At 71.3% G+C, this 26,414-nt stretch carries 30 protein-coding genes and 1 pseudogene; 18 read left to right on the forward strand and 13 right to left on the reverse strand.

From position 1 onward, the window contains the following. Positions 1-32: 32 nt before the first annotated feature. The 6 genes from OG417_RS18295 (at position 33) to OG417_RS18320 (ending at position 5,632) form a co-directional block, all read left to right on the forward strand. Positions 33-647 (forward strand): zinc-ribbon domain-containing protein, encoded by a 615-nt coding sequence (locus OG417_RS18295; protein ID WP_329257157.1) that lies wholly within the window; start codon positions 33-35, stop codon positions 645-647. 39 nt (positions 648-686) lie between these two features. Further along, entirely contained in the window at positions 687-1,475 is a 789-nt protein-coding gene (ddaH, locus tag OG417_RS18300; RefSeq protein ID WP_329257160.1) for a dimethylargininase, read from the forward strand. A 194-nt stretch (positions 1,476-1,669) separates the two neighbouring features. Beyond that, positions 1,670-2,842 (forward strand): Cmx/CmrA family chloramphenicol efflux MFS transporter, encoded by a 1,173-nt coding sequence (locus OG417_RS18305; protein ID WP_329257164.1) that lies wholly within the window; start codon positions 1,670-1,672, stop codon positions 2,840-2,842. A gap of 209 nt (positions 2,843-3,051) precedes the next feature. After that, on the forward strand, positions 3,052-4,752 hold the full coding sequence (leuA, locus tag OG417_RS18310; protein ID WP_442875700.1) for a 2-isopropylmalate synthase: 1,701 nt from the start codon (positions 3,052-3,054) through the stop codon (positions 4,750-4,752). Positions 4,753-4,892: 140 nt separating this feature from the next. Next, complete coding sequence (locus OG417_RS18315; protein WP_329262375.1) at positions 4,893-5,261, forward strand: antibiotic biosynthesis monooxygenase family protein; 369 nt, start codon at positions 4,893-4,895, stop codon at positions 5,259-5,261. Beyond that, the gene (locus OG417_RS18320) at positions 5,249-5,632 is read left to right on the forward strand and encodes an ACT domain-containing protein (RefSeq protein ID WP_329257167.1); all 384 of its coding nucleotides are present in this window, start codon (positions 5,249-5,251) and stop codon (positions 5,630-5,632) included. The genes OG417_RS18315 and OG417_RS18320 overlap by 13 nt, the downstream gene beginning before the upstream one ends. A gap of 33 nt (positions 5,633-5,665) precedes the next feature. On the opposite strand, the gene OG417_RS18325 is transcribed toward OG417_RS18320, so the two are convergent. The 3 genes from OG417_RS18325 to OG417_RS18335 form a co-directional block, all read right to left on the reverse strand. Next, on the reverse strand, positions 5,666-5,920 hold the full coding sequence (locus OG417_RS18325) for a protealysin inhibitor emfourin (RefSeq protein WP_329257170.1): 255 nt from the start codon (positions 5,918-5,920) through the stop codon (positions 5,666-5,668). After that, complete coding sequence (locus OG417_RS18330) at positions 5,917-6,891, reverse strand: M4 family metallopeptidase (RefSeq protein WP_329257173.1); 975 nt, start codon at positions 6,889-6,891, stop codon at positions 5,917-5,919. Before OG417_RS18330 ends, OG417_RS18325 begins: the two co-directional genes overlap by 4 nt. Before the next feature lie 169 nt (positions 6,892-7,060). After that, positions 7,061-7,471: a hypothetical protein gene (locus OG417_RS18335; RefSeq protein ID WP_329257176.1), complete on the reverse strand. Its 411-nt coding sequence runs from the start codon at positions 7,469-7,471 to the stop codon at positions 7,061-7,063. A gap of 119 nt (positions 7,472-7,590) precedes the next feature. Here OG417_RS18335 and recO point away from each other — a divergent pair. Continuing rightward, positions 7,591-8,313 (forward strand): annotated as a pseudogene (recO, locus tag OG417_RS18340) (DNA repair protein RecO); the annotation flags it as partial. Between the two features lie 171 nt (positions 8,314-8,484). Next, entirely contained in the window at positions 8,485-9,276 is a 792-nt protein-coding gene (locus tag OG417_RS18345; protein ID WP_329257179.1) for an isoprenyl transferase, read from the forward strand. Positions 9,277-9,442: 166 nt separating this feature from the next. On the opposite strand, the gene OG417_RS18350 is transcribed toward OG417_RS18345, so the two are convergent. From OG417_RS18350 to OG417_RS18360, 3 genes are all read right to left on the reverse strand, one after another. Next, positions 9,443-10,045 (reverse strand): TetR/AcrR family transcriptional regulator, encoded by a 603-nt coding sequence (locus OG417_RS18350; RefSeq protein ID WP_329257182.1) that lies wholly within the window; start codon positions 10,043-10,045, stop codon positions 9,443-9,445. A gap of 98 nt (positions 10,046-10,143) precedes the next feature. Then, a complete protein-coding gene (locus OG417_RS18355) occupies positions 10,144-10,593 on the reverse strand; it encodes a hypothetical protein (protein ID WP_329257184.1) in 450 nt (149 codons plus the stop codon). Positions 10,594-11,287: 694 nt separating this feature from the next. Next, positions 11,288-11,923, reverse strand: a complete 636-nt coding sequence (locus OG417_RS18360; protein ID WP_329257188.1) for a TetR/AcrR family transcriptional regulator — start codon at positions 11,921-11,923, stop codon at positions 11,288-11,290. A gap of 113 nt (positions 11,924-12,036) precedes the next feature. Here OG417_RS18360 and OG417_RS18365 point away from each other — a divergent pair, with 113 nt between their 5' ends. Continuing rightward, positions 12,037-12,780: an SDR family NAD(P)-dependent oxidoreductase gene (locus OG417_RS18365; RefSeq protein ID WP_329257193.1), complete on the forward strand. Its 744-nt coding sequence runs from the start codon at positions 12,037-12,039 to the stop codon at positions 12,778-12,780. 86 nt (positions 12,781-12,866) lie between these two features. On the opposite strand, the gene OG417_RS18370 is transcribed toward OG417_RS18365, so the two are convergent. The 5 genes from OG417_RS18370 to OG417_RS18390 are packed head-to-tail and all read right to left on the reverse strand — an operon-like array spanning position 12,867 to position 16,019. Continuing rightward, positions 12,867-13,235, reverse strand: coding sequence for a Fur family transcriptional regulator (locus OG417_RS18370; RefSeq protein WP_329257196.1), 369 nt, complete (start codon positions 13,233-13,235; stop codon positions 12,867-12,869). After that, the gene (locus OG417_RS18375; RefSeq protein WP_329257199.1) at positions 13,232-14,053 is read right to left on the reverse strand and encodes a metal ABC transporter permease; all 822 of its coding nucleotides are present in this window, start codon (positions 14,051-14,053) and stop codon (positions 13,232-13,234) included. Before OG417_RS18375 ends, OG417_RS18370 begins: the two co-directional genes overlap by 4 nt. Continuing rightward, entirely contained in the window at positions 14,050-14,808 is a 759-nt protein-coding gene (locus tag OG417_RS18380) for a metal ABC transporter ATP-binding protein (protein ID WP_329257204.1), read from the reverse strand. The genes OG417_RS18375 and OG417_RS18380 overlap by 4 nt, the downstream gene beginning before the upstream one ends. Further along, positions 14,805-15,692, reverse strand: a complete 888-nt coding sequence (locus OG417_RS18385; RefSeq protein ID WP_329257207.1) for a metal ABC transporter substrate-binding protein — start codon at positions 15,690-15,692, stop codon at positions 14,805-14,807. Before OG417_RS18385 ends, OG417_RS18380 begins: the two co-directional genes overlap by 4 nt. A gap of 51 nt (positions 15,693-15,743) precedes the next feature. Continuing rightward, on the reverse strand, positions 15,744-16,019 hold the full coding sequence (locus tag OG417_RS18390; protein WP_329257209.1) for a DUF6703 family protein: 276 nt from the start codon (positions 16,017-16,019) through the stop codon (positions 15,744-15,746). A 65-nt stretch (positions 16,020-16,084) separates the two neighbouring features. Between OG417_RS18390 and OG417_RS18395 the strand changes: the two genes are divergently transcribed. Continuing rightward, positions 16,085-16,390: an antibiotic biosynthesis monooxygenase family protein gene (locus OG417_RS18395; protein WP_329257212.1), complete on the forward strand. Its 306-nt coding sequence runs from the start codon at positions 16,085-16,087 to the stop codon at positions 16,388-16,390. Positions 16,391-16,408: 18 nt separating this feature from the next. On the opposite strand, the gene OG417_RS18400 is transcribed toward OG417_RS18395, so the two are convergent. Beyond that, positions 16,409-16,687, reverse strand: coding sequence for a hypothetical protein (locus tag OG417_RS18400; RefSeq protein WP_329257215.1), 279 nt, complete (start codon positions 16,685-16,687; stop codon positions 16,409-16,411). A gap of 172 nt (positions 16,688-16,859) precedes the next feature. On the opposite strand from OG417_RS18400, the gene OG417_RS18405 reads away from it, so the two are divergent. Beyond that, entirely contained in the window at positions 16,860-18,065 is a 1,206-nt protein-coding gene (locus OG417_RS18405) for a DUF1906 domain-containing protein (RefSeq protein ID WP_329257218.1), read from the forward strand. An 82-nt stretch (positions 18,066-18,147) separates the two neighbouring features. Here the strand turns inward: OG417_RS18405 and OG417_RS18410 are convergent, their stop codons facing one another. Further along, the gene (locus OG417_RS18410; RefSeq protein WP_329257221.1) at positions 18,148-19,110 is read right to left on the reverse strand and encodes a MerR family transcriptional regulator; all 963 of its coding nucleotides are present in this window, start codon (positions 19,108-19,110) and stop codon (positions 18,148-18,150) included. A 98-nt stretch (positions 19,111-19,208) separates the two neighbouring features. Here OG417_RS18410 and OG417_RS18415 point away from each other — a divergent pair, with 98 nt between their 5' ends. From OG417_RS18415 to OG417_RS18445, 7 genes are all read left to right on the forward strand, one after another. Beyond that, positions 19,209-20,429: a glycosyltransferase gene (locus tag OG417_RS18415; RefSeq protein ID WP_329257226.1), complete on the forward strand. Its 1,221-nt coding sequence runs from the start codon at positions 19,209-19,211 to the stop codon at positions 20,427-20,429. 244 nt (positions 20,430-20,673) lie between these two features. Then, the gene (locus OG417_RS18420) at positions 20,674-21,927 is read left to right on the forward strand and encodes a GAF domain-containing sensor histidine kinase (RefSeq protein ID WP_329257229.1); all 1,254 of its coding nucleotides are present in this window, start codon (positions 20,674-20,676) and stop codon (positions 21,925-21,927) included. A gap of 25 nt (positions 21,928-21,952) precedes the next feature. Further along, complete coding sequence (locus OG417_RS18425) at positions 21,953-22,126, forward strand: CopG family transcriptional regulator (protein ID WP_329257232.1); 174 nt, start codon at positions 21,953-21,955, stop codon at positions 22,124-22,126. 1 nt (position 22,127) lies between these two features. Further along, complete coding sequence (locus OG417_RS18430; protein WP_329257234.1) at positions 22,128-22,472, forward strand: VOC family protein; 345 nt, start codon at positions 22,128-22,130, stop codon at positions 22,470-22,472. 5 nt (positions 22,473-22,477) lie between these two features. After that, complete coding sequence (locus OG417_RS18435; protein WP_329257237.1) at positions 22,478-23,335, forward strand: class I SAM-dependent methyltransferase; 858 nt, start codon at positions 22,478-22,480, stop codon at positions 23,333-23,335. Between the two features lie 206 nt (positions 23,336-23,541). Beyond that, positions 23,542-24,930: a glycine--tRNA ligase gene (locus OG417_RS18440; protein WP_329257240.1), complete on the forward strand. Its 1,389-nt coding sequence runs from the start codon at positions 23,542-23,544 to the stop codon at positions 24,928-24,930. A gap of 139 nt (positions 24,931-25,069) precedes the next feature. Beyond that, positions 25,070-26,365 (forward strand): SGNH/GDSL hydrolase family protein, encoded by a 1,296-nt coding sequence (locus OG417_RS18445; protein ID WP_329257244.1) that lies wholly within the window; start codon positions 25,070-25,072, stop codon positions 26,363-26,365. The last annotated feature ends 49 nt before the right edge of the window (positions 26,366-26,414 follow it).

Raw genomic sequence — 26,414 nt, forward strand, 5'->3', positions numbered from 1 at the left:
CGGGCGCCTTGCCTAAGAGAAGGAGACCCTCCGTGTTGCTGATCTTCGGGCTCTCGGTGTTCTTCCGGACCATCGGCCAGGGCGACTTCCATTGCCCCAACTGCGGGGGCGACCGGCACTACCGGCAGCGGGTCGCCCGCCGCTGGTTCACGCTCTTCTTCATCCCGGTCATCCCGCTGAACCACGTCGGCGAGGTCATCGAGTGCGGCACGTGCCGTGGCCGCTTCAACCTCGACGTGCTGCGCCTGCCCACCGCGCAGCAGATGGCGGCGGCCCTGCCGATGGCGATGCGCGCCGCGGTGGGCGCGGTGCTGGTGGCGGGTGACCCGGCCGACCCGGCCGCGCGTACCCGTGCCGTCGAGGCCGTCCGCGGGTACGGCATGGCCGACTTCGACGACGAGACGCTGGCCGCCGACCTGGAGGAGCGGCCGGACGGCACCGACGAGGTGATCGCCCAAGCGGGCGCCCAGCTCACCACCGAGGCACGCGAATGGTTCCTCGCCCAGGTCGTCCGCGTCGCGCTCGCCGACGGCGCGATCGGCGCGGGCGAGCGCCAGGCGCTGCACGCGGTCGCGGGCCGGCTCGGCATGACGCCGGCGCACGCCGTCGGCGTGATCAGCACGACCGAGGGGGCGGCGCGCGAGTGAGCGCCCCGACGTCGCGCCCGTCCGCGCGCGGGGGCGCTCATGAGTGAGCGGACCGCGCTGGTACGCCGGCCGAGTCCCCACCTCGGAGATGGCATCGTCACGCACCTCGAGCGCAGGCCGGTCGACGCGGCGCTCGCGGTGTCCCAGCACGAGGCGTACGTCGCGGCGCTGGAGTCCGCGGGCTGGCGGGTGCGCTGGCTGCCGCCGGCCGACGACCTGCCCGACGGGGTGTTCGTCGAGGACACCGTGGTGATCTGCGACGACCTGGCCGTGCTCGGCCGGCCCCGGGTGCCCGAACGCGTGGGGGAGATCCCCTCCATGGAGGGCACGGTCACCGGGCTGGGCCTGGAGGTCACCCGGATCGATGAGGGCTTTCTCGACGGCGGCGACGTGCTGCAGGTCGGCAACACCGTCTACGCCGGGCGTTCGGCCCGTACGAACGAAGACGCGATCTGCCAGCTGACCCGGCAGGTGGCCACGCGCGGGCGCCGCCTGGTGCCGGTGGCGCTGAACGACTGCCTGCACCTGAAGAGCGCGATGACGGCGCTGCCGGACGGGTCGCTCATCGGCGTCCCCGATCTGGTCGACACCTCGGCCCTGCCGTACCTGCGCGTGGCCCAGGAGCCGGCGGGCGCGCACGTCGTGGTGCTGGGGGAGAAGCAGGTGCTGGTCGGCGCCTCCGCCCCGCGTACGGCCGAACAGCTCGCCGCCGAGGGCTACGACGTGACGGTGGTCGACATCGGCGAGTTCGAGAAGCTCGAGGGCTGCGTCACCTGCCTGAGCGTCCTGATCCCCGGAAAACCGGGGTGCGCGGAGCGGCGCGCCTGAGCTACCGTGCCTGCCATGTCGAGCCCAGAGGCATCCAGGGTGGGGGCTTTCGGTCACCCGTCAGCCCCCTGACCCCCTCCGAACCTTCGCACGGTCCTGTCCCGCCGCACGCCGGTGTCGGACGGGTACGGCCGGGTCGCTGACCGCGGTGACGAGACGTCTCCTTCGATCTCTCCTCACCTCGGAGTCGCTCGGTGCCTCTGGCTCTCTACCTCCTCGCCGTGGCGGTCTTCGCCATGGGCACGTCGGAGTTCATGCTCGCCGGCCTGCTGCCGGACATCGCCGCCGACCTCGGCGTTACGGTCGCCACGGCGGGGCTGCTCACCTCGGCCTTCGCGGTCGGAATGGTCGTCGGCGCCCCGCTCACGGCCGGGCTCGCGCGCCGGTGGCCGCGGCGGCCGGCCCTGCTGGGCCTTCTCGGTCTCTTCCTCGCCGCGCACGTCGTCGGCGCCCTCACCGGCGATTTCACGGTGCTCCTCGCCACCCGAACGATCGCGGCGCTCGCCAACGCCGGCTTCCTGGCGGTCGCGCTGACCACGGCCGCCGACCTGGTCCCCTCCGGCCGGAAGGGCCGGGCCCTGGCCGTCCTGCTGGGCGGCACCACGGTCGCCACCATCGCCGGGGTGCCCGGCGGGGCGCTGCTGGGGACACTGTTCGGCTGGCGCGCCGCCTTCTGGGCGGTCGCGCTGTTGTGCCTGCCCGCGGCGCTCGGCATCGCGCGTGGCGTCCCCGCCGGTAACGGGCGGCAGGACGCGGCACCGGGCCTGCGGCGCGAGCTCGCCGAGCTGCGGCGTCCGCGGCTGGCCCTGGCCCTGCTGCTGGGCGCGCTGGTCGACGCCGCGACCTTCGGCACCTTCACCTTCCTCGATCCGCTCGTCACCGGGGCCGCCGCGCCGGCTCCGCTGTGGGTCCCCGTCGTGCTGGTGCTGTTCGGCCTGGGGTCCTTCGCCGGCGTCACCGTCGCCGGGCGGTTGTCCGACCGGCGGCCCGCCGTCGTCGTCCTGGCCGGCGGGCCGCTGCTGCTCGGCGGCTGGGTCGCCCTGGGCCTCACCGCGCCGCACCCGGTCGCCGTGCTGGTGCTCGCCTTCACCCAGGGCGCGCTCTCCTTCGGCGTCGGGAGCACGCTGGTGGCCCGCGTGCTGTACGAGGCGGCGGGAGCGCCGACCATGGCGGGCGCCTACGCCACCGCCGCTCTCAACGTCGGGGCCGCCGCCGGACCAGTGATCGCCGGAGCCACGCTGACCACGTCGCTGGGCGAGCGGGGACCCGTCTGGGCCGGCAGCGTGCTGGTCGCCGTCGTGCTCCTCCTCGCGTTGCCCTTCCGCCGGGCCCTCGGGTACGGCGGGCGCACCGCGCCGCACCCCTGAACACCGGCGGGCGGCCGGAGCCACATCCGTCTCAACTGTTGGGATCCGATTGTGACGGCGCGGGTGTCGTCTGTTAGCTTGGGCGACGTGCTGCGTGAGCTGCTCCTCCTTAGCGGCCGCGACGGGGGCCTGTAAAAGGTCGGCTCCCTCGTCGCGGGGCTTCGGCGTGATCGTCGGCCGCAGGCACTTCTCCCGGGAGCACCCTTATCATGCATCGTCAAAAGCCCAGTCCCATGCCCTTCGGGCGCTACACCTCCTTCCCCACGGTCGATCTGCCGGACCGCACCTGGCCGGGCAAGACGGTCACCAAGGCGCCGCGCTGGCTGTCCACCGACCTGCGCGACGGCAACCAGGCGCTGATCGACCCGATGAGCTCCGCGCGCAAGCTGGCCATGTTCGAGCTGCTCGTGCGCATGGGCTACAAGGAGATCGAGGTCGGGTTCCCGGCGGCCAGCCAGACCGACTTCGACTTCATCCGCCAGCTCATCGAAGAGGACCGCGTCCCCGACGACGTACAGATCTCCGTCCTCACCCAGGCCCGTGAGGAGCTGATCGAGCGGACCGTCCAGTCGCTGGCCGGGGCGCCGCGCGCGACCGTCCACCTGTACAACGCGACCGCGCCGCTGTTCCGCCGCGTGGTGTTCGGCATCGACCGGGCCGAGTGCAAGGCCCTCGCGGTGGAGGGCACCCAGCACGTCATGAAGTTCGCCGAGCAGTACCTCGGCGACTGCGACTTCGGTTACCAGTACAGCCCGGAGATCTTCATCGACACCGAGCTGGACTTCGCGCTGGAGGTCTGCGAGGCGGTCATGGACGTCTGGCAGCCGGGGCCCGACCGGGAGATCGTGCTCAACCTGCCCTCGACGATCGAGCGTTCCACGCCCAACGTCTACGCCGACCAGATCGAGTGGATGAGCCGCAACCTGTCCCGGCGTGAGCACGTGGCCCTGTCGGTGCACCCGCACAACGACCGGGGCACCGCCGTCGCGTCGGCCGAGCTCGCGATGATGGCCGGCGCCGACCGGGTCGAGGGCTGCCTGTTCGGCAACGGCGAGCGCACCGGCAACGTCTGCCTCGTCACGCTGGGCATGAACCTCTTCTCCCAGGGCATCGACCCGGAGATCGACTTCTCCGACATCGACGGCATCCGCCGCACCGTGGAGTACTGCAACCAGCTCCCGGTGCACGAGCGCCATCCGTACGCCGGCGACCTGGTCTACACGTCCTTCTCCGGCTCGCACCAGGACGCGATCAAGAAGGGCTTCGACGCCCTGGAGCGCGACGCCGCGCAGGCGGGCGTGCCGGTCGGCGAGTACCGCTGGGCGCTGCCGTACCTGCCGATCGACCCCAAGGACGTCGGCCGCTCGTACGAGGCCGTGATCCGGGTGAACAGCCAGTCCGGCAAGGGCGGCGTCGCGTACATCATGAAGACCGAGCACTCCCTCGACCTGCCGCGCAAGCTGCAGATCGAGTTCTCCCGCGTCGTGCAGGAGCACACCGACGGCGAGGGCGGCGAGGTCACGCCCGAGGAGATGTGGTCGATCTTCGAGGCCGAGTTCCTGACGAACGGGCCGAAGGTCGGGCTCCTCGCGCACCGCGCGGTGTCACGGGTCGACGAGAAGGACATGCTCAACGTCGACGTCCGCGTCGACGGTGAGATCCGTGAGATCGAGGGCATCGGCAACGGCCCGATCTCGGCGTTCGTGAACGCCCTGGCCACGATCGGCGTCCACGCCCGGGTGCTGGACTACGCCGAGCACGCGCTGTCGGAGGGCAGCGACGCCCGGGCCGCGGCGTACGTCGAGTGCCAGGTCGGCGAGCGGGTGCTGTGGGGCATCGGCATCGACGCCAACACCGTCACCGCCTCGCTGAAGGCCGTGCTGTCGGCGGTCAACCGCGCGCTGCGCTGACCCGAACGACCGAGCCGCCGCGGGCCGCCTCCACCATGAGGGCCCGCGGCGGCGGTTTTTCGGGGATGACGAGAGCCGTCGTCCGGCATTGTTCGACGGGCGCCGAAATATTCTCGCGTTAACGTCGCGACGTGATCGCGATGATTTTCGAGTACCGGTTCGATCCCGACGATGACGCCGCCTACCAGGAGTACCTGGCGGAGTCGGCGAGGCTGCGGGAACTGCTGCCCTCGATCGACGGCTTCGAGGGCGTCGAGCGGTACACCAGCGACCGGGAGCCGCGCAGCTTCGTCGCCATCGGCTATTTCCGGGACGAGGCGGCGGTCGCCGCCTGGCGGAACGCCCCGGAGCACCGGCGCGCCCAGGCCCTCGGCCGGCACCGGTTCTTCACCGGCTACCGGCTCCGGATGGCCGAGGTGATCCGCGACTACGGCCCGGCCGACCGCGAGCAGGCGCCCGGCGACAGCCGCCGCGTCCACGACCGGGAGGAGGGACGTTGCACGATCTGACGCTCGAACTGGACGATCGGCCCGGCGCTCTCGCGGCCATGGCCGAGACCCTGGGCGCCGCGGGGATCAGCATCGAAGGCGGCGGTGTGTTCACCGTCGACGGCCGCGCCGTCGCGCACTTTCTCTTCCAGGACGGCGAGGCGGCGTCCTCCGCGCTGCGGGCCGCCGGAATCGGGGTGAGGGACTGCCGGCCCGTGCTGGTCCGCCGGCTCGACCAGGATCGGCCCGGGCAGCTCGGGGCGATCACGCGCGCCCTCGCCGACGCCGGGGTGAACATCGAGGCGCAGTACTCCGACCACGACCACCGGCTCATCCTCCTGGTGGACGATCCCGCCACGGCGGCGGCGGTGACGGCGTCCTTCGAACCGTGACCGGCCGGCCGCGGCGTACGGGCCGGGGTGGGATCAGCTGCCGTGGGTCATGACGTGGTCCACCAGCTCGCGCAGGGGACCGTGGAGGTCGGCCTCGCCGACCTGGGCGGAGCGGTCGCCGATCTGGATCTCATAGACGTACCGGTCGGGCTGGGGGCGGTGCTGGGGGATCTCGTCCAGGGAGACGTCGTCGATGAGTCCGGCCACCGCCGGGTGGTCCGCCGAGTCGACCTCGGCACGGCGGACCAGTCCGGCGAACCCACCACTGCGGGTGACGGCCACTCTCATGTGACCTTCACGCCGACCGTCGTCCAGGCTTCGCGGACCGCGTCGCTCTCGGTGCTCTTCACACCGAACAGCTTGCCCGCGGTCGCATACGTCATGCTGGCAAATGTCGCGAAGTCCGCCGTTGTAGGCACCTTTTTACTGGTGATGGTGTCGTACCAGATCCGTCCCGCCTTTTCCCACGCGTGGCCGCCGATGGAGGTCGCGGCCAGGTAGAACGCGCGGTTGGGGATGCCGGAGTTGATGTGCACCCCGCCGTTGTCGCTGTCGGTGTCGACGTAGTGCGCCATCTCCGCGGGCTGCGGGTCCTTGCCGAGGTTCGGGTCGTCGTACGCCGTGCCGGGAGCCTTCATCGAGCGCAGCGCGACGCCGTTCACCTGGGAGGCGAACATGCCCTGGCCGATGAGCCAGTCGGCCTGCTCGGCGGTCTGGCCGAGGTGGTACTGCTTGACGAGCGAGCCGAACACGTCGGACAGCGACTCGTTGAGCGCGCCGCTCTGGCCCTCGTACGCCAGGCCGCCGGAGTACTGCGTGACGCCATGCGTCAGCTCGTGCCCGGTCACGTCGAGCGGGCCGGTGAAGGTCGTGAAGATCTGCTGGTCGCCGTCGCCGTACACCATCTGGGAGCCGTCCCAGAAGGCGTTGTCGTAGTCGACGCCGTAGTGGACCGAGGCGACCAGCGGCAGGCCGGCGCCGTCGATGGAGTTGCGGGCGTACGCGGTGCTGTAGAAGTCGAAGGTGACGCCGAGCCAGTCGTAGATCTGGTCGGCCGCCTGATCGCCCGTCGCCGGGCCGCCCTCGGACCGCACCGTCGGGCCGGGCAGGGCCTCTTTGCGCCCGGCGTCGTGGATCGTGCGGTTCGCCGTGGCCGGCGCGGTGGCCTTGGGCGGCTGGGCGATCAGCTGCGCGGCGCTCCGCGTGTCGCGTTTCGCGTGGTCGAGTGTGAGGGTCCGCTGGACGAGCTCGCGGACCATCTCGTCACCGTGCTGGTCCGCGACATGGCGGAGGACGTGTGGTGGGACGATCGTGCATCTCATGAATGCACATTTGCACGATGAATGTGATCCACACCACTGTCCACCCGGCCGCATGTGGTCACTGCTTGTTAATTATCAACTACAAAGAGTCTGTGGCTGAAGGTTCTTACCAGTCGCCGTTGTAGTCGCCGTAATCCTCGACGTGATCGACCTCGACCACGTGCTCGACGACCTCGACGTGCTCGTGTTCGTGGTCGTCGTCGAGCAGCTCGTTGACGACCATACCGCCGACGAAGCCGGCCGCGCCCGCGGCGGCCACGGTGCCCAGGCCGTACTGATGCCGCTGGTGCGGTTGCTCGTACTGCGGGTAACCGTACTCCGGTTGCGGGTAGCCGGGCTGTGGATAACCCTGCTGTGGATAACCGGGCTGCGGATACCCGCTCTGACCCTGGACGTACTGCGTCCAGCGCTGCGCGCACGCGACGCACGAGCGTACCGGGCGGGGCGTACCCCACTGCGGCGTCCACGTGATGTCCTGCGTGGCCGGGCCGTGGGAAGCGTCGAAGAAGCAGGTCACTGACTCTCCTGAGAGTTCGGCTCTAGGTCGGGCCCTCGGTGTTCGGGCGTCATGTCAACGATCATGGACCGTAGCGGGTTCCGTGCCGCCCCATACGGGTTCTGCGGGACAATGGGCGGGTGAGTCTCTATCGTGACGAGGGCGTCGTGCTCCGCACCCAGAAGCTGGGCGAGGCCGACCGCATCGTGACGATCCTCACGCGGCGCAGCGGCCGGGTCCGCGCCGCCGCCAAGGGCGTGCGCAAGACCAAGTCGCGGTTCGGCGCGCGGCTGGAGCCCTTCACCCACGTCGACCTTCAGCTGTACGAACGCCGCTCCCTCGACCTCGTCACGCAGGCCGAGACACTGCGGCCGTACGGCGAGCGCCTCGCCGTCGACTATCCGCGCTACACCGCGGGCACCGCGATGCTGGAGACCGCCGAGAAGCTCACGCCGGTCGAGAAAGAACCGGCGCTGCGGCAGTTCCTCCTGGTCATCGGCGGGCTGCGCACGCTCGTCGAGGGCGGGCACGACCCGCGACTGGTCCTCGACGCGTTCTTCCTGCGCTCCCTCGCCATCGCGGGGTACGCCCCGGCGCTGGAGGAGTGCGCGCGCTGCGGAGAGCGTACGGGCCGGGCGTTCGCGATCGCCTCGGGCGGCATGGTGTGCGGATCCTGCCGGCCACCGGGCTCGGCCAGCCCGGCGGAGGCGACGGTCGGGCTGATGATCGCGCTGCTGCGCGGCGACTGGGGCCGCGCCGACGCGAGCGAATCCCGCCACCGGGTAGAGTGCAGCGGCCTCGTCGCCGCCTACCTCCAATGGCACCTGGAACACGGCATCCGCTCCCTCCGCCACGTCGAGCGGGAGGCGCCGAGCGAGCGGAGTGGCCGGTTGAGGGACGAGGCCGGCCGCGGAGTGAGTGAGAAGCCGAGCGGGACCGAAAGCCCCGAGCGGGAGGCGCCGAGCGGGACCGGCGCGCCCGACAGGGATGTGCCGCTGCGGGATGTTGTCATCGAATAGGAGAAACACCACATCATGAGGGCCGTACAGCCGCCGGAGCCGCACGAGAGCGGAGCGCGACCGCCGGAGCTGCCCAAAGAGCTGATCCCCAATCACGTCGCCATCGTCATGGACGGCAACGGTCGCTGGGCCAAAGAGCGCGGGCTGGCGCGCACGGAGGGCCACAAGATGGGGGAGTACGCCCTCTTCGATGTGATCATGGGGGCGATCGAGCTGGGCGTGCCGTACCTGTCGGCGTACGCGTTCTCCACCGAGAACTGGCGGCGTTCGCCGGACGAGGTGCGCTTCCTGATGGGGTTCAACCGCGACGTCATCCGGCGTCGCCGCGACCAGCTCCACTCGATGGGCGTACGCGTGCGGTGGGCTGGCCGCCGGCCGAAGCTCTGGCGCAGCGTCATCAAGGAGCTCCAGGACGCCGAGCGGATGACCGAGCACAACAACGTGCTGACCCTGCAGTTCTGCGTGAACTACGGCGGCCGGGCCGAGATCGCCGACGCGGCGGCGGCGATCGCCCGCGACGTGCAGGCCGGCAAGCTGCGCCCCGACAAGATCAACGAAAAGGTCTTCCAGCGTTACCTCTACCGGCCCGAGGTACCCGAGGTCGACCTGTTCCTGCGTCCGTCGGGCGAGCTGCGCAGCTCCAACTTCATGGTCTGGCAGTCGGCGTACGCGGAGTTCGTCTACCAGGACGTGCTCTGGCCGGACTACGACCGCCGGAACTTCTGGCAGGCGTGCGAGGAGTACGCCCGCCGCGACCGGAGGTTCGGAGGAGCGATCCCCAACGAGGTGGCCGCGGGGGCCAAGTAGCCGGGGCGGGCCGACGGTTTGCGGGCGATCCGCGACCTGCGCGGGCCACACTCCGTGGGCCTTGAGGTACACGTTGCCCGCCCGCGAAGCGAGGACCGCCTCTCGCGGCGGTGAGGCGCGTGCGATCGTACGCGTCTCGCCATCCCCGACGAGGTGGCCGCGGGGGTCACGTAGACCGGAGCGGGCGTACGGGTTCGTCGGGCGGGTCGCCGGCCGGCAGGCCGTACATCGTCAGCAGGCGGTGCCGGACGGCGGCGAGCGGATACGTCTCGGGGTAGACCGCGAGCTTGAAGATGACGCCTTCGAGCACGCTGCGGAACAGCACCTCCTCCAGGGCGGGGTCCTCGGCCCCGCGCGCGGCGAAGATCTCCTGGAGCCGGCGCTCGAACTTCTCGACCGCGTCGGCCTTGGCGGCCTCGACGCCGACGAATATCTCGCGGGTGCCGGGCTGGAGCATGAGGCAGAGGACGAGCCGCTGCACACCGATGGTGTTCGCCGCCGACCCCAGCGTACGGTCGATGATGCCGGCGAGCCGCAGGTCGGGGGTGTCCTCGCCCTCGGCCGGGTCGGTCAGCGCGAGGATGCCGTCGAGCGCCTGGCCGAGCAGTGCCTGGAGCAGCTTCTCCTTGGCCGGGAAGTAGTACGACACCAGGCCGCGGGCGACACCGGCCCGCTCGGCGATCTGGGCGATCGTGGTGCCCTCGTACCCGCGTTCGGCGAATGCCAGCAGGGCCGCTTCCAGGATCCGCTGCTGTGACTGTTCACGCATTTCGCGGTTGACCTGAGCCGAACGTGGCGACAAGCGAACCCCCGACAGATCGATGACAGTCCCCATTGTCCTCGCCTGCCGCCACGAAAGCGCACCGGTCAGGCTCGGACCCGGCCGTTGATGGCGCCGACGACGTTGTTGACGCCGCCCTTGTCGGCCGACTCCAGCTCCAGGTCGACACCGCCCTGGAACGTGATGGCGAAGTTGTACACCTTGACGGACACCTGCGCGCGGCCGGACTCCAGCATCCGCGCCTCGGCGACCTGCGCGATCGGGATCTCGGCGACGAGGTCCTTGGCCCGCCCGAGCGCCGACTGCTCGAACAGCAGCACCCGCCGGTCGGTGACCGCGAGGTTCATCTTGGGCGGCAGCCCGCCGTCCGCCGCCACGTCCACGAAACGGATGCCGACGACGTTCTGCAGCGCCGCGTAGTAGCCCTCACGCTTCAGCGTGCCCGGGAGGTTGGCCATGCAGCTCGCCACGAGCCTCTCGTCCGGGCCGAGGATCTTCGAAGCGGCCTTCTTGACGGCCCAGTCACGTGCGGCCATGTGTGTGCTCCATTCGTTCGCTTGGAGGGAGCGTTGACTGTACAGCCAGCCAGTTATCAGCGCCACCGGGATCCGGGGATTGGGACACCTCTCGGTCGGCGCGAGCGTCCCGCGTGGCGGCGTGCACGCGCGGTGGCGCGGCCAGGGCGGCGACAGGGCTCGTGTGGAGCGCGGCTTGACGTGCGATGTCCGCGATCAGGATCCCGGCACGGTCCGTGGGGTCGGCGTGCCGCAGCCTCGGGTGCCGAGGGTGGCCGGGCATGCTGGAGCCGGGTGGCCGGCGCGGGCCGGTCGCTCGCCGCCGTGCCGTGGAGGGCGGCGTCCCCCGGCAAGGCTTTCGGGGATTACGGCGTGGCGTGGGAATTCCCCGCCGGGCTCGCTCGTTACCGCCGGTGGGAGACCATCGCTCGTCAATGGCGGAAATGGCCCGCGCAACACGCCCCCCAATGACAGGGGAACCGCAGGTGACGTGCGATAATAAGGTGTAATCCTTCCGGCTCGACCTTGCTGGATAATGCCATGTCTCAACTGCGTCGTGTTTTCGCTCGCATCCGTCGTCAGCCCGTCCCGGTACAGCCGTGGACCTACCGGCGTATTGCCACTCCGGAAGAGATCGAAAGGCTGACGAAGGACGATCTGCGCCCTGCCGCATGATCGCCTGATCGCTTGACCGAGGCCGGGACGCCACCGTGCGTCACCGGCCTCGTATGATCTTCTCCAGCTGGCCGTCCGTCAGGGGCGGCGTCTCGATCGGGTGGGCCGCCTCGGCCCGCAGCCCGTCGACGACGAAGGCCAGGTGGCGGCGCCACGTCTGTGGAGCGACCTCCATCGACTCCCGGATCACCTGGGACATCGCCCACATCAGGGTGATGAGGTCGCGTGTCTCGAAGTCGGGGCGCAGCCGCCCGCTCTGCCGCGCTCGCTCGATGAGGAGCTCCGCCTGGGCGAACCCGCTCCGGCACGCCGCGCCGACCGCCGAGTCATCGGGAAACCGCCGGGCCAGCGCGTCGTTGAGCCCGTGGTCGCGTGCCTGGAGCTCGAACAGGCCATTCAGGAACCGGACGAAACCATCCCAGGGGTCCGGGTCGGCGAGGGCCTCGGTGGTGATCCGCTCCAGGGCGGTGAGCCGCTCGGGCAGGATCGCGTCGAAGAGGTCCTGTCGCGTCGGGAAGTGGTTGTAGAGCGTGCCGATGCTGACCTTCGCCTGGCGGGCGATCTCTTCCAGCGGCGCGTCCAGGCCGCGTTCACCGAAGACGTGAACGGCGGAGGCCAGCAGCTTGTCGCGGTTGCGCGCGGCGTCCGCCCGTAGACGCCTGGCTTGCGGCGGCATATGTCTGCTCTGTTCCCTGCTCTGTCGCTAACTCGAAGGATACCTCAACTTCTATGCTAGCGTTCCCAGAAAGTTGAGGACTTCCTCAAGTTAGTGCTCTGGAGGGATGTGCCATGAAGAAGACCGTCGTCGTCCTGGGCGTGGGGCCGGGTCTGGGGATGTCGATCGCGCACCGGTTCGGCCGGGAGGGCTACGCCGTGGCCCTGGTGTCCCGCAGCGATGCCCGCCACGGCGGTTACCTCTCCGCCCTGGCGGACGCGGGCGTCGAGGCGTCCGCCCTGACCGCCGACGTCCGCGACCGTGACCGCCTCTGGTCCGTCCTCGACACGATCGCGGACCGCCACGGGAGCGTCGACGTGGTCTACTACGGCCCGGGCGCGGTCGACCCGTCGGCTCGGCCGGTGCCGATCGATCGGATCGGCTCCGACGCCGTACGAGAGTCGATGAGCGCGGTCTACCCGGCCGTCGACGTGGTGGAGAAGGTGCTGCCGGGCATGACCGAGCGGGGCGACGGCGGGCTGCTGTTCGCCGGCGGCCTGAGCGCGGTGGTGCCGCTGCCGGCCCTGGGTGCCCTGGCGCTCGCCTCGGCGGCTCTGCGCAACTACGCCCTCACCCTGAACGCCGGCCTGGCCGGCAGCGGGGTGTACGCGGGCACCCTCACCATCGGAGGACTGATCGAACGCGGCGACATCCACACGCTGGTGACGTCGCAGCCGGGCGGCCCCGGCGAGGTCGTGTCCCTGGACCCGGACCTGATCGCCGACGAGGCCTGGCGCCTGTACACCGACCGCGACCGTCCCGAGGCCACCTTCGACATGCTGACCCCGGCCGGAGACGGGGAACGTCTCCAGCCCTGACCTTCGTCAGCGTCGGCCGGCCCGCGGCCCTCTCGTCTCCGTGAAGCAACGAGTCGCCACGTCGAGAGGGCGGCGCCGCCGCCGGGTCAGTGGTCCGAGCAGGTGCCGAAGACCTCGACCGTGTGAGTGACGTCGCGGAACCCGTGCTCGGCGCCGATCGCCTCGGCCCACTTCTCCACGGCCGGGCCCTCGATCTCCACCGTACGGCCGCAGACGCGGCAGACCAGGTGGTGGTGGTGCTCGTCCGTCCGGCACGCCCGGTAGACCGCCTCGCCCTCGTCGGTGCGCAGCACGTCCACCTCGCCGGAGTCGCTGAGCACCTGGAGCGCGCGGTACACCGTGGTCAGGCCGATGCGTGAGCCCGACGCACGCAGGTCGGCATAGATGTCCTGCGCGCTGCGGAAGCCCTCGGTGGTGGACAGCGCGCGGCGTACGTCGTCCCGGCGGCCCGTCATGGCGTTCCCGTACGGCGCATACGGATCAGTCTTCCAGCCCCGACGGCGCCGAGGAAGACGGCCATCGCCAGAAGGACGATCGTGGGGCCCGGGGCGATGTCGACGTCCACCGAAACCCACAGGCCGCCGACGGCGGCGACGACGCCGACCACGACGGCCACCCCGATCGTCGCGCGGAATCCGCGGGTGAGCTGCTGCGCGGCGGCGACCGGCACCACCATCAGCGCGCTGACCAGCAGCAGGCCGACCGCGCGCATCGCCACGACCACCGTCAGCGCGGCCGTCACCGCGATCAGCAGCGACAGGAACCGCACCGGCAGGCCGCTCGCCCGCGCGACCTCCTCGTCCTGGCACAGCACGAACAGCTCGCGACCGAACACGGCCAGGATGACGACGACCGCGACGGCCAGCCCCGCCACGACCCACAGGTCGCCGGGGCTGACGCTGCTGATCGACCCGAACAGGTAGCTGTTGAGGTTCGCGCTCCCGCCGGACAGGTTGGCGAACAGCACGCCGCCGGCCAGCCCGCCGTAGAACAGCAGCGCGAGCGCCACGTCGCCGCCGGTGCGGGTGCGCACCCGCAGCAGCTCGATCGCGACCGCGCCCAGCGCGGAGATGACCAGCGCCAGGATCGTGGGGGAGCTGCGCGTCAGCAGGCCGAGGCCGACACCGGTGAGGGCGATGTGGCCGATGCCGTCGCCGAGCAGTGCCAGGCGCCGCTGCACGATGAACGTGCCGACGGCCGGGGCGGCGATGCCGACGAGCACGGCCGCGACCAGCGCGCGGCGCAGGAAGTCGTACGACAGGAGTTCGATCATGACAGGAGCCGGGGTTCGGACGCGGAGGCGTGCGGATGGACGTGGTCGTGGCCGGGCAGCGCGCACTCGCCCTGCGGGATCGGCGGGACGCCCTCGTGGACGATCCGACCCGCCTCGAGCACGACCGAGCGGGTGATCAGCGGCTCCAGCGGCCCCAGCTCGTGCGCGACGAGCACGACCGTACGGCCCTGCCCGACCAGATCGCGCAGGGTGCCGGCCAGGGTCTCCTGGCTGCGGGCGTCGACGCCGGCCGTCGGCTCGTCCATGACGAAGGCGTCCGGTTCGCCGGCCAGGGCGCGGGCGATGAGCACGCGCTGCTGCTGGCCGCCGGACAGCTCCTGGGCGGGGTCGCGGGCCCGGTCGGCCATGCCGACCGCCATCAGCGCCCGGTCCACCGCGCGGCGGTCGGCGGCCGAGGACGGGCGCAGCCGCGACTGCCGCGCGATCCGGCCGGAGGCCACGACCTCGCGTACGGTGGCGGGCACCCCTCCGCCGATCGACAGGCGCTGCGGGACGTACCCGATGCGCTTCCAGTCGCGGAACCTGCCCGGCGGCACGCCGTACAGCTCGGCCCGCCCGGCGGACAGCGGGATCAGCCCGAGCAGCGCGCGGATCAGCGTCGACTTGCCGGAGCCGTTCGAGCCCATGACCGCGACGACCTCGCCGGCACGTACGGTCAGGTCGATGCCGCGCAGCACGGGACGGCGGTCGTACCGCACCTCGCCGCCGGTCAGGGAGAACGGGGTCGCCGTCATGAACACCCCAGAGCGGTTCGGAGCGTCGCGAGGTCGCGACGCATGATCGAGAAGTAGTCGTCGTGGGAGCCTGGCCGGACTCCCTCGACCGGATCGAGCACCTCGGTGCGCACCCCGGCCTCACGCGCGAGCGTGTCGGCGGTCTTCGGACTGGCCAGCGTCTCGGTGAACACCGTGGTCGCGCCGGCGCGGCGGATCAGGCCGGTCATCTCGGCGATGCGCTGCGGCGACGGCTCGGCCTGCGGGTCCAGCCCCGCCACGCCGACCTGCGTGAGCCCGTAGCGCGCGGCCAGGTAGCCGAAGGCGGCGTGGCCGGTGACGATCTCCTTGCGCGCGCACCCGCGCAGCCCGGTGCGGAACTCGGCGTCCAGGGCGTTCAGCCGGGTCACGACCTGGGCGGCGCGGGCGCGGTAGCCCGCGGCGTTCTCGCCGTCGATCCGGGCCAGCCGTTCGCCGAGCGCGGTCGCCACGGTCGCGAACCGGGACGGGTCGAGCCACAGGTGCGGGTCGACGGCGCCGTCGTTCGCCTCGTCCCGCGGCGCGGGCAGCGTCGTGACCACGGACTCGGCGTCGAGCGCGTGGTTCTTGGCGTGCTGACGCACGGCCTTGTCCACGGCCGGCTGCACGCCCTTGACATAGAAGGTCAGCTTGGACTCGCCTACGTCGATCACCTGCCGGGGCGTCAGCTCCAGGTCGTGCGGCTCGGCGCCCGGCCTGGTGAGGTTCTCGACGTAGAAGCCGGGGCCGGCGACCTGCGTCGCCAGCCACGCGAGCGGATAGAACGCCGCGGTCAGCCGTGGTCTCCCGCCGGTGCCCGCCCTCGCCCCGCACGCGCCGGCCATGAGCAGCGCGGCGAGCACCACGGGCAGGATTCGGGAACGCACCGAACAAGTATGGGTGAACATGAAAATGATTGTCAAAATCACGCCATGTCGTCAGGAGACCAGTTTGGCGATCCCGATGGCGAGCAGGACCAGCGGCACGGCGAACCGGATCACGCGGTGAGCGGCGTTGCGCGTCGGTGAGGCCATGAACAGGAACCAGACGACGAGCGCGAGCAGCATCAGCGCCACCGCGCCGGGCACGCCGGGCAGCGCCAGGCCGGCGATCAGCAGCGCCGGAAGCAGCACCAGCGGCACCCACCGCGGCAGCTGGTGCACATAGACGAGGAAGACGGCGCTCTGCCGGCGGATCGAGGATTTGGACGACACCCCTCCATGGTGTCGTATCCAGGTCACCGGTGTGGGCGCCGCCACGGGTCCGGCATCATGGACGGGTGCTGGCCATCACCCGTTATCGCGTGCCCTCGGCCGAGACCGACCTGTTCGTCCGTACGGCCCGGGGCGTGCTCCAGGCCATCGAGGGCAGTCCGGGTCACCTGTCCGGGCGGCTCGCCCGTGCCGTCGACGACCCCGAGCTGTGGGCGATGGTGACCGACTGGGAGGGCGCGGGCTTCTACCGCCGGGCCCTGGGCGACTACGAGGTACGCCTGGCGCTCATCCCGCTGTCCCGGCTCGCCATCGACGAGGCGGGCGCGTACGAGATCATCGAATGGTCCGAACCGGATGGACGCGCCGGGTGAGCGGCTCGCCGAACCGGCCTATGTCCGTTTTTTCGATCCGTTCCGTCGCTGCCACACCCCCACCAGCGCCAGCACGATGAGCATGACGATGAAGCTTCCGAGAACGTGGACGTCCTTCTGACGATGGATGCCGGTGAAATGGAGGACGGCCAAGGTCGCGAAGACGAGTCCCAGGCATGTACTGAGCACGACCTGCATGGTTTCCCGGCGGGATGACCGCCGGTTGAGCGAACGCGTCTGGGTGATGACGAGTATCACGCCCCACACGCCCACGATGGCGACCTGCAGGTCATTCATCATCGGCCTCCCCGCCGTTGTGAGGCGGGAGCGTAGCAGCGGCCGAGCCGCGCGCGCCGGGTAAAGAGCCGGGCGAGTCCGCCCGAAAGACCGCACAAGTACGCCGCGCGCTCCCGTCCTCCGGTGCCTCCCATGCCGATCATGGCCGGGACGACGACCACGGGGAGACGCGATGCGACGTGCCGGCCTGCTCGCCTGCCTTCTGGCAGCGCTCGTCCCGACACCCGCGGCCCACGCGGACACGACCGTCGACTACCAGGGCCTGCGGATCAGCGTGCCCGCCGGCTGGCCCGTGTACCGCCTCGGCCCCCGCTCCACCGAGTGCGTGCGCTTCGACCGGCACGCGCTCTACCTCGGATCGGCGGGGACGGACCAGTTCTGCCCGGCGCACGTCGTCGGCCGTACGGAGGCGCTGCACGTCGAACCGCTCACCGAGCAGACGGCCGCGTTCGCCACGGGCATGATCAGCGCCGTCCCGCCGTCGTCCGTGGCCGGAATGCCCGCCGTGACGGTGACCGACACGGCGGCGGGGGAGATCCGCGCGGCCGTCCCCGGCGCCGGGGTGCTGATCACCGGCTCGTACGGCGCCGGACCCGGCGCGGGGGAGTTGCGCCGCCTGATCGCGGGGATCACCCCGGCGGCATCCGGCCCGGTCCCGCTCGCCGGCGCCGCCGGGGAGCGGCGCAGCGGCGACCGCCGCCGGTGGGTGACGGGCGCGGGCTTCGACACCTGCTCGGCGCCGTCGCTGGCCGCGATGCGCGCCTGGCGTGACGACTTCGTCGCGGCCAACATCTACATCGGCGGCCCGGCACGCGCGTGCCCGGACGGGCGGCTGTCCCGCCACTGGGTCAGGGCCGTACGGGCGATGGGCTGGCGCCTGATCCCGACGTACGTCGGCCCGCAGGCGCCGTGCACCTCCTCCCGGCCGCGTTTCTCCCCGTCGACCGCGGCCCTGGCCGGCCAGCTCTCGGCCGTGGACGCGACGCACCGCGCCGCCGCCCTCGGCCTGCCGCCCGGGTCGCCGATCTACATGGACCTGGAGGCGTACGGACGCGGATCGTGGTGCCGGCAGGCGGTGCTGACGTTCGTGGACTCGTGGACCAGGGGCGTGCGGGCACTGGAGTACGTCCCGGGGCTGTACAGCAGTGTGGCGTCGGGCATCCGCGACGTGGCCGAGGCGGACGGCATCAGCCGCCCCGAGGCCGTCTGGTTCGCCCACTGGGACCACAAGCCGAACGTGTGGGGCGACCGGCTCATGCGCGATGAGTGGTGGGCGGACCACCGCCGCATCAAACAGTTCCGCGGCGACCACGTGGAGAAGCACGGCGGCGTGAAGCTCAAGATCGACAGCGACGCGGTCGACGGCTACGTCGGTTAGAACGGACGATCCGCACGACGGGCCACAGCCGCGTCTCATCTCACCTGTCTGCTTTGTCGCCGCGGCTCGAAGGGGCCCACGCTCACGGCGCGGATGGACGGTTCGCGGTCAGGGGGACGCCGGCGACCTGCTGGTGCAGGGCGGCGAGCGGCGCGGCGAGATGTCCAGGGCCGGAGGTGGTGGGGCACGGCGGGGTCTGGCCGGTGACGGCGACGACCTGCCGCCAGTAGCGCAGCGAGAACGAACCGGCGCGCGCTCCGTGGCGGTACCGGGCGCGTAGATGGGCGCGGAACGCCGGAGTGTCGTCGTGATCGCCGACGCGGGCGTAAGCGCCCACGAAGTGGTCGAGCGCCTCGGCGTGCCGGTCCGGGCAGCCGGCGACCAGGGCCTCGGTGGCCAGCGTGCAGGCGTCCAGGACACCGGCATAGAACGACGCGACGTCGCCGACCTGGTGCCGCTGTGGTTGCCGCCGCCGGTCGTCGCCGACCGCCAGGGCGTGGAGTTCGGCGTAGGCGAGGACCGACGAGGCGCTCGGGACGGCCGGTGGCGCGGGCACGGCACCGTCGATGACGGATTGCGCCAGGCGGTGCGGCAGACCGGGCGGAAGTGCCCAGTGCCAGTAGCGCACCAGGCGGTCGTGGGCATCGTCGAACCTGCCCACCCCGGCGAGCAGTGACAGGCGGTGCGGTTTTTCCGGCGCGGGGCAGTCGGTCAGGGCACGAAGCATCTCTTGGCGCCACGTCATCTCACGCACCTTCGCCTGGACCGCCTCCAGCTCGCATGCGAGGAGTTCATCAAGCGAGCGTTCCCCGGCCGTCATCGCGCCGATGGCGGCGATGGAGGCGCCGAGCGCACGGAGACGCTGGATCAGCCGCAGCCGGGACAGCGCGTCCGCGGCGTACCTGCGATGGCCGCCGGGGCTGCGTCCGCTCTCGGGCAGCAGTCCGGCGTCGGAGTAGTAGCGGATGGTCTTCACCGAAAGCCCGGTACGTGCGGCCAGCTCGCCGATGCTGACCGTGTCCCGGCCTTGTGTGTCGTGCGTCACAGCTTGTTGAACCTCCACCGTGCAGGAGCCTTTAGCGTGCCTGCGGCCGCCGCCCTCCGCGGGTGCCCAGGGCGGCCATCGCCGACAAGGAGCATTGAATGCGAATTCTGATCGTCACCGCCGGTTCGCGGGGGGACGTCGCACCGTTCACCGGCCTGGGGCGGCGTCTGCTGGATGCCGGACACCAGGTCACCGTGGCCGCTCACCCTCCCTTCGCCGGGCTCATCGCCGCCTGCGGCCTGGAACACCGGCCGTTGCCGGGCGACCCCCAGGAGCTCATCCGCGCCAGAACCGCGGCGACGTCGCCGCAGGACGCGCGGGCGGTGACGACGGATTTTCTGGATCGCCTGGCCGACGGTGTGGCGGCGGCCGTGGCGGAAGGTACCGATCTGATCCTGACCGCGTTCGGTCCGGCGGCGCTCAGCCGCACGGCCGGCGAGGCGTTCGCCACGCCCGTCGTCGGCGCCTACCTCGCACCTTCCTTCGCCACGGCGGAGTTCCCGCTGCCCGGCGTGCCGGGCGCCGACGACCTCGGCCCGGACGGCAACCTCGCCGCGGGACGAGAGCTCTTGGCGCGGGCGCAGGCGCTCCAGGCGGGTGTCGTGAGCGGGCTGCGCATCCGCCTTGGGCTGCCCGCCGTCCCGCCGGCGCCGGACGCGGGCATCCGGCCGGTCTTCCACGGCTTCAGCCCGTTGGTGGTGCCGCGCCCGGCGGACTGGCCGGCCCGGGTGGAGGTGGCGGGTTACTGGTGGCCCGCCCGGCCGAGTGACTGGCGCCCCCCGGCCGAGCTGGTCGACTTCCTCCAGGCCGGTCCGCCTCCGGTGTTCATCGGGTTCGGCAGCATGGCGCCGGGCCAGGGGGCGGAGCTGGGCGAGCTGGTGGCGGCGGCGGTGGGCCGGGCGGGAGTGCGCGCGGTGGTGCAGGCGGGATGGGCCGGGCTGAGCGCGGCCGGCGACGACGTCCTGGCGATCGGCGATGTCCCGCACGACTGGCTGTTCCCCCGCACGGCCGCCGTCGTCCACCACGCCGGAGCGGGCACCGCCGGGGCCGGACTGCGCGCCGGGGTACCCGCGGTGCCGGTACCCGTCATGGCCGACCAGCCGTTCTGGGCGGCCCGGCTGCACCGGCTCGGGGTCGCTCCCCGCCCGCTGCCGTTCCCGGAACTGACCGCCGATTCCCTCGCCGAGGCGATCACGGCCGGTACGGCCGGGCCGCATCGACGGCAGGCGGCCGAGCTCGCGCGTCGCATCGGTGCGGAGGACGGCGCCGCCGCGGTGCTTGCCCACATCGGCGCCATGTGCGACGGCCGAGGCCGATGAGGCCGGGGCGTGCCAGACGGGGGCGGGCCGGCCGTCGATGTCCGGCACGTGCCGGAAAGCTCAAGATCGACAGCGACGCGGTGGACGGTTACGTCGGTTGGACCGGTGACTCCTGGTGACCGCCATGGCCGTACGCGCCCGGCCGGCCGCCGCGCGGGCTCTGTCCGCAGCCGCCCGGCACCCGTAGAGTCGTACTGAAGAGTTATCCGATATCGCCTGGTCAACTGGGGCAAGCAGTGGATCGATGGCTCTTGTTCCCCCGGGCGGCGGCTGCGGCGCGAAGCACGTGATTCGCCGCCTGCGAGGTCTGTGGAGATCCCTCCACACCGCGGCGCGGGCTCTGCCGGTCGGCTGCGGCGAGGTCCGCCGGCTCGCGGATGAGCGGGGCGCGTTGCAGCATGTCGCGACCTTGGTGGCGCGCGGCGCCTCCCCGTCAGTGATCTTCAAGGCCGCCGCGGGAGAGCTCGGCTCCTTGCTGAACGCCGACTACACCGCGATCAAACGGTACGAGTCGGATCAGACGGAGTCGGTGGTCACGCTGTGGCGTGCTCCCGGCTCACCTCCCGCCAAGGTTCCGTTCGGCGGGCGATGGCCGGTCGGGCACGACGCCGCTTCGGCGGCGGTGTGGCGGAGCCACCGGCCGGTCCAGATGACGACCGAGTCCTTCGACGACCGGTTCGCCGACTGGCTCCAGGAGCAGCGGATCGGCCGGGTGGTGGTCTGCCCGGTCATCAGCGGCGATCGCCTCTGGGGGACGATGAACGCGCTGTACCTCGGCTCGGAACCGCTGCCCGACGACACCGAGGAACGCATGGACAGGTTCGTGGAACTGCTGTCCTGCGCGATCACCCAGGCCGAAACCCGCACGGAGCTCGTCGCCTCGCGCGCTCGGCTCGTCACCACGGCCGACGCCACGCGTCGCCGTATCGAGCGCGATCTGCACGACGGGCCACAGCAGCATCTGATCTCACTCTCGCTCCGCCTCCGCGAGGCCGAGTCGGAGATTCCGCCCGAGCAGCGGGAGGCCAGACGGCACCTGTCCGACACCGCCCGGGACCTGTCCGCCGCGCTCACCGAACTCCAGGAGATCGCCCGGGGCCTGCGCCCGCCGCTGCCGGCGCGCCGGGGCCTCAAGGGCGCGCTGAGAGGGCTGGTGGCCCGGTCTCCCGTGCCGGTCGAACTCCACGTCGACGCGGACGATCGCCTGCCGGAGCAGGTCGAGGTGAGCCTCTACTACGTCGTATCCGAGGCGCTGACGAACGTCTTCAAGCACGCGCACGCGTCCGTGGTGCACATCGATCTCACCGAAGAGGACGCCGAGATCCGCCTCAGCGTGCGTGACGACGGGGTCGGCGGCGCCGACCGGTCCGGCGGCTCGGGCCTGACCGGGATGACGGACCGCGTCGAAGCGCTCGGCGGCACCATGCGCGTCACCAGCCCCACCGGGCAGGGAACATCGCTGGTCGTCACGATCCCGTCCGCTCGCAAGCACGACTAGCCCGCTAGTTTGCTAGCATGCGAGCATGGGCGACGAGGACGTCAAGCAGTTCAACGTGTACCTGCCGATCGGGCTGATCAAGCAGGTGAAGCACCAGGCCATCGAGTCGGGCCAGTCCCTTTCGGCGCTGGTCGCCGACGCGCTGCGTGCCTACCTCGCCGACGCCCAGGGGCAGCGACCGTTCGAGGAGGAGAGCTGACATGACGACCGAGGGCATCGAGGCGGTGTTCCTGACCACTCACAACTGGGGCAAGGCGGCGAAGTTCTTCCAGGCGCTGGGGTTCGAGCTGGAGTTCTCGACCGACCACGACTCCGGGCAGCTGCGCAACGGCGACGGCCCGTACGTGTTCATCGCCGAGGTCCCGGAGGACCAGGAGCCCCAGGCGCGGCTCGTCCTGAAGGTGGCGGACGCGGACGCGTTGCGCCGGGACCCGGCCGTCGAGGTGGTCACACCGTTCGAGGACACCCACTACGGCACCCGGGAGATGACCGTGCGCGACCCCGACGGGCGTCTCTGGAGCCTGCAGGCTCCGGCGGGAAGGTGAACGCCGTGGCGGGCGAGGAGGCCGTGGCGCCGGACCACACCGCCGTACGGGTGGCGCTGTGGCGGGCGATGCACGTCCAGGCCGACGCGCCGCCGCACGTGATCGAGGACGAGGTCGGCCTGCGCCTGGTGGACCCCGATGACGGCTGGCGGGGCCGCCCGGACATGGACCCGCGGGCCACCGCCGGGTACCGCGCGTCCATCGTGGCCCGTGCGCGGTTCATCGAGGATTTGGTCGCCGAGCAGGCCGGCCGCGGTGTCGGCCAGTACGTGATCCTGGGCGCGGGCCTGGACACCTTCGCCCAGCGCAGGCCGGAGTTCGCCGACCGTCTGCGGATATTCGAGGTCGACCGGCCCGGTCCGCAGGAGTGGAAGCGCCGGCGGCTGGCCGAGCTCGGCCACGGCGTCCCCGAGTGGCTGCGGCTGGTGCCGGTCGACTTCGAGGAGGACGGATCCTGGTGGGGGCGGCTACCCGCGGCCGGCTTCGACCCCGGCCGCCCGGCGGTCGTCGTCTCGACCGGCGTCACGATGTACCTCACCAAGGACGCCAACGCCGCCACACTGCGCCAGATCGCCGGGTTCGCCCCCGGCTCGACGCTCGCCATGACGTTCCTGCTGCCGGCCGGCCTCCTCGACGCCGCCGACCGTCCGGGACTCCGGGCGGCCGAAGGCGGCGCGCGGGCCTCCGGCACACCGTTCGTCAGCTTCTACACGCCGGAGGAGATGCTGGCGGCGGCGCGTGACGCGGGGTTCGCCGCCGTACGGCACGTGCCGGGCGCCTCGCTCGCCGAGCGCTACTTCGCCGGACGGGCCGACGGCCTGCGCCCGGCGAGCGGGGAGGACCTGCTCGTGGCCACGACCTGACGACGGCCCGGCCGGTTCCGTGGCCGGGGCGGGTGGTGCGGGATGACACTCCGGTGGCGTCGCGGGGCGTTTCGGGGCGTGGCATCACCGGTGGTGTCCTAAGCTGATCCTGGGCGCCGAGGCCGTCACCGCAGGTCGGTGAGGTCGGGCGCCATACGTCGTATTTCGCGGAAAACCGCCGACCGCCAGCCGGATGGAGATCACTCATGGCCCGTCGTTCCGATGTGATGGAGACCATCGTCAACCTCAGCAAGCGCCGGGGTCTGGTCTTCCCCTCCAGTGAGATCTACGGCGGGCTGCGGGCGTCCTGGGACTACGGGCCGCTCGGCGTCGAGCTGAAGAACAACGTCAAGCGCCAGTGGTGGAAGTCGATGGTGCAGGGCCGTGACGACGTCGTCGGCCTCGACTCCTGCGTGATCCTCGGCCGTGAGGTCTGGGAGGCCAGCGGCCACGTACGCGAGTTCACCGACCCGCTGACCGAGTGCCAGTCGTGTCACAGGCGGCACCGCGCCGACCACCTCGCCGAGGCGTACGAGGCCAAGCACGGCAAGGCCCCGGAGAACGGCCTGGCCGACCTGGTCTGCCCCGACTGCGGCACGCGCGGCGCGTTCACCGAGCCCCGGGAGTTCAGCGGGCTGCTCAAGACCTACCTCGGCCCGGTGCAGGACGAGTCCGGCCTGGCGTATCTGCGGCCCGAGACGGCGCAGGGCATCTTCATCAACTACTCGCTGGTGCAGCAGGCCGCGCGCCGCAAGCCGCCGTTCGGCATCGGGCAGATCGGCAAGTCGTTCCGCAACGAGATCACGCCGGGCAACTTCATCTTCCGCACGCGCGAGTTCGAGCAGATGGAGATGGAGTTCTTCGTCGAGCCGGGCACCGATGAGGAATGGCACCAGTACTGGATCGACACCCGTTTCCAGTGGTACGTCGACCTGGGCATCAACAAGGAGAACCTCCGGCTGTACGAGCACCCGAAGGAGAAGCTCGCCCACTACGCCAAGCGCACCGTGGACGTGGAGTACCGCTTCGACTTCCCGGGCAGCGAGTGGGGCGAGCTGGAGGGCGTCGCGAACCGCACCGACTACGACCTGTCCACCCACGCCAAGCACTCCGGCCAGGACCTGTCCTTCTTCGACCAGGAGAAGAACGAGCGGTACGTCCCGTGGGTGATCGAGCCGGCGGCCGGCGTCGACCGGTGCGTGCTGACGTTCATGATGGACGCCTACAGCGAGGACGAGGCGCCGAACGCCAAGGGCAAGATGGAAAAGCGCGTGGTCATGCGCCTTGACCACCGCCTCGCGCCGGTCAAGGTCGCGGTGCTGCCGCTGTCGCGCAACGCCGACCTGTCGCCGAAGGCGCGTGACCTGGCCGCGCAGCTCCGCCGCAGCTGGAACGTCGAGTTCGACGACGCGGGTGCGATCGGCCGCCGCTACCGCCGCCAGGACGAGATCGGCACGCCGTACTGCGTGACCGTCGACTTCGACACGCTCGACGACAACGCCGTGACCGTACGCGAGCGCGACTCGATGGCCCAGGAGCGCATCGGCCTCGACCAGGTGGAGGCCTTCCTCGCCACCCGCCTCCTCGGCTGCTGACCCCCCGCCCGGGCCCCGGGCGATGAGGGGCCGGACGTGACGGCGCCGCCTGCCCGCGCGCCGTAGGACTCGACGAGTGCCGTCGGGGGCGTTTTTTGATGCTTTACGGCTTTTAATGACAAATGTACGTTCATAAGTCATGAAGCGAATTCGCATGGGGAAACTCGCCGCGGCGATCGGCGTTTTCCTGGCAGCCGCCGGCATCACCGGCTCCAGTGGGTCCGCGAGCGCGGACGGCGCGTCACACGGTGGCAAGGGCGCGTGGTTCACCTCGTGGGCGCAGTCGCAGCAAGGCCTGGCGAACACCATGCTGAAGAACCAGTCGGTCCGTATGATCACGCATCTCAGCCAGGGCGGCGACGCGCTGCGGGTGCGGATCCAGAACCAGTTCGGCACCTCTCCGCTCACCGTCGACGCGGTCGCCGTGGCCGTCAGCGGTGACGGCGCCGCCATCGTGGGCGGCAGCCATCCGGCGACGTTCCCGGGTCCGGACCACCGCGCCGTCACCTCGGTGACGATCGCGCCGGGCGGTGAGGTCTGGAGCAATCCGATCCGGATCGGCACGCGACCGCAGGACGACATCGCGGTGAGCATGTACCTGGCCGGCCAGGCGGTGCCGGGCCTGCACGGCTCCGCCCTGCGGGACAACTACGTCACGGCCGCCGGAGCGGGGAACCACGTGGCCGACGCCTCCGGCGCGGCGTACACCCAGAAGGTCACCTCCACCTACCTCGTCAGCGCCGTCGACGTCCGCAACACCCACCTGGCCGGCACGGTCGTGGCCTACGGCAGCTCGGTCGTGGACGGTACGGGCAGCACCAACTGCGGCCCCGGATGCACCGTCACGGGCAACAACCGGCGGTGGGCCGACGACCTCGCCCGCCGCGTCGTCACGGAGTTGCCCGCCCGCCGGCAGGTCGCCATCGCCAACGCCGGCATCGGCGGCACCACCAGCTCGCCCGAGTGCGTGCACGAGCCCGACGGGGTCAAGGGCCTGGAGGCCGCCGCGCGGCTGGACCGCGACGTGCTCGCGCTCCACGGCGTGACCGCGGTGATCTACTACTACGGCACCAACGACCTGCAGGACGACTGCACCGCGGACCAGATCCTCAGCAGCTACGACACGGTGTTCCAGCGTCTCCGGCAGGCCGGGGTCAAGGTGTACGTCACGCCGATCACGCCCCGGCCCATCTACACCGACCAGATGAACCTCTACCGCTACGCGGTCGACAGCTTCGTGCACAAGTGGAACGACTGCAGCGACCACTGCGACGAGGTTCTCGACTTCGACCAGGTCCTCAAGGACCCGCTGCACCCCAACGCGATCAACCCGTCGTACGACAACGGCGACGGGATCCACGCGAACATCGCCGGTCAGCAGGCCATCGCGGACAGCATCTCGCTGCCGCTCCTCGCGCGTTCGGGCGACGGCTGACGGAGGCGGTGCCGGGCCGTCCCGTCGTGCGCGGCAGAGTCTTCTCAGC

This window comes from Actinoallomurus sp. NBC_01490, from assembly GCF_036227085.1.
Classification (GTDB): domain Bacteria; phylum Actinomycetota; class Actinomycetes; order Streptosporangiales; family Streptosporangiaceae; genus Actinoallomurus; species Actinoallomurus oryzae.

Excerpts from the sequence above, each read along its gene's own strand:
- OG417_RS18315 (WP_329262375.1), top strand. The coding sequence starts at position 4,893 with ATGATTTTCGAGTACCGGTTCGATCCCGACGATGACGCCGCCTACCAG.
- OG417_RS18430 (WP_329257234.1), top strand. The coding sequence starts at position 22,128 with ATGACGACCGAGGGCATCGAGGCGGTGTTCCTGACCACTCACAACTGG.
- OG417_RS18370 (WP_329257196.1), bottom strand. The coding sequence starts at position 13,235 with ATGACGGGCCGCCGGGACGACGTACGCCGCGCGCTGTCCACCACCGAG.
- OG417_RS18345 (WP_329257179.1), top strand. The coding sequence starts at position 8,485 with ATGAGGGCCGTACAGCCGCCGGAGCCGCACGAGAGCGGAGCGCGACCG.
- OG417_RS18380 (WP_329257204.1), bottom strand. The coding sequence starts at position 14,808 with ATGACGGCGACCCCGTTCTCCCTGACCGGCGGCGAGGTGCGGTACGAC.
- OG417_RS18330 (WP_329257173.1), bottom strand. The coding sequence starts at position 6,891 with ATGGTCCGCGAGCTCGTCCAGCGGACCCTCACACTCGACCACGCGAAA.
- OG417_RS18445 (WP_329257244.1), top strand. The coding sequence starts at position 25,070 with ATGAAGCGAATTCGCATGGGGAAACTCGCCGCGGCGATCGGCGTTTTC.
- OG417_RS18425 (WP_329257232.1), top strand. The coding sequence starts at position 21,953 with ATGGGCGACGAGGACGTCAAGCAGTTCAACGTGTACCTGCCGATCGGG.
- OG417_RS18420 (WP_329257229.1), top strand. The coding sequence starts at position 20,674 with ATGGCTCTTGTTCCCCCGGGCGGCGGCTGCGGCGCGAAGCACGTGATT.
- OG417_RS18440 (WP_329257240.1), top strand. The coding sequence starts at position 23,542 with ATGGCCCGTCGTTCCGATGTGATGGAGACCATCGTCAACCTCAGCAAG.
- leuA (WP_442875700.1), top strand. The coding sequence starts at position 3,052 with ATGCATCGTCAAAAGCCCAGTCCCATGCCCTTCGGGCGCTACACCTCC.
- OG417_RS18350 (WP_329257182.1), bottom strand. The coding sequence starts at position 10,045 with ATGCGTGAACAGTCACAGCAGCGGATCCTGGAAGCGGCCCTGCTGGCA.
- OG417_RS18400 (WP_329257215.1), bottom strand. The coding sequence starts at position 16,687 with ATGAATGACCTGCAGGTCGCCATCGTGGGCGTGTGGGGCGTGATACTC.
- OG417_RS18360 (WP_329257188.1), bottom strand. The coding sequence starts at position 11,923 with ATGCCGCCGCAAGCCAGGCGTCTACGGGCGGACGCCGCGCGCAACCGC.
- OG417_RS18405 (WP_329257218.1), top strand. The coding sequence starts at position 16,860 with ATGCGACGTGCCGGCCTGCTCGCCTGCCTTCTGGCAGCGCTCGTCCCG.
- OG417_RS18375 (WP_329257199.1), bottom strand. The coding sequence starts at position 14,053 with ATGATCGAACTCCTGTCGTACGACTTCCTGCGCCGCGCGCTGGTCGCG.
- OG417_RS18355 (WP_329257184.1), bottom strand. The coding sequence starts at position 10,593 with ATGGCCGCACGTGACTGGGCCGTCAAGAAGGCCGCTTCGAAGATCCTC.
- OG417_RS18415 (WP_329257226.1), top strand. The coding sequence starts at position 19,209 with ATGCGAATTCTGATCGTCACCGCCGGTTCGCGGGGGGACGTCGCACCG.
- OG417_RS18325 (WP_329257170.1), bottom strand. The coding sequence starts at position 5,920 with ATGAGAGTGGCCGTCACCCGCAGTGGTGGGTTCGCCGGACTGGTCCGC.
- OG417_RS18365 (WP_329257193.1), top strand. The coding sequence starts at position 12,037 with ATGAAGAAGACCGTCGTCGTCCTGGGCGTGGGGCCGGGTCTGGGGATG.
- ddaH (WP_329257160.1), top strand. The coding sequence starts at position 687 with ATGAGTGAGCGGACCGCGCTGGTACGCCGGCCGAGTCCCCACCTCGGA.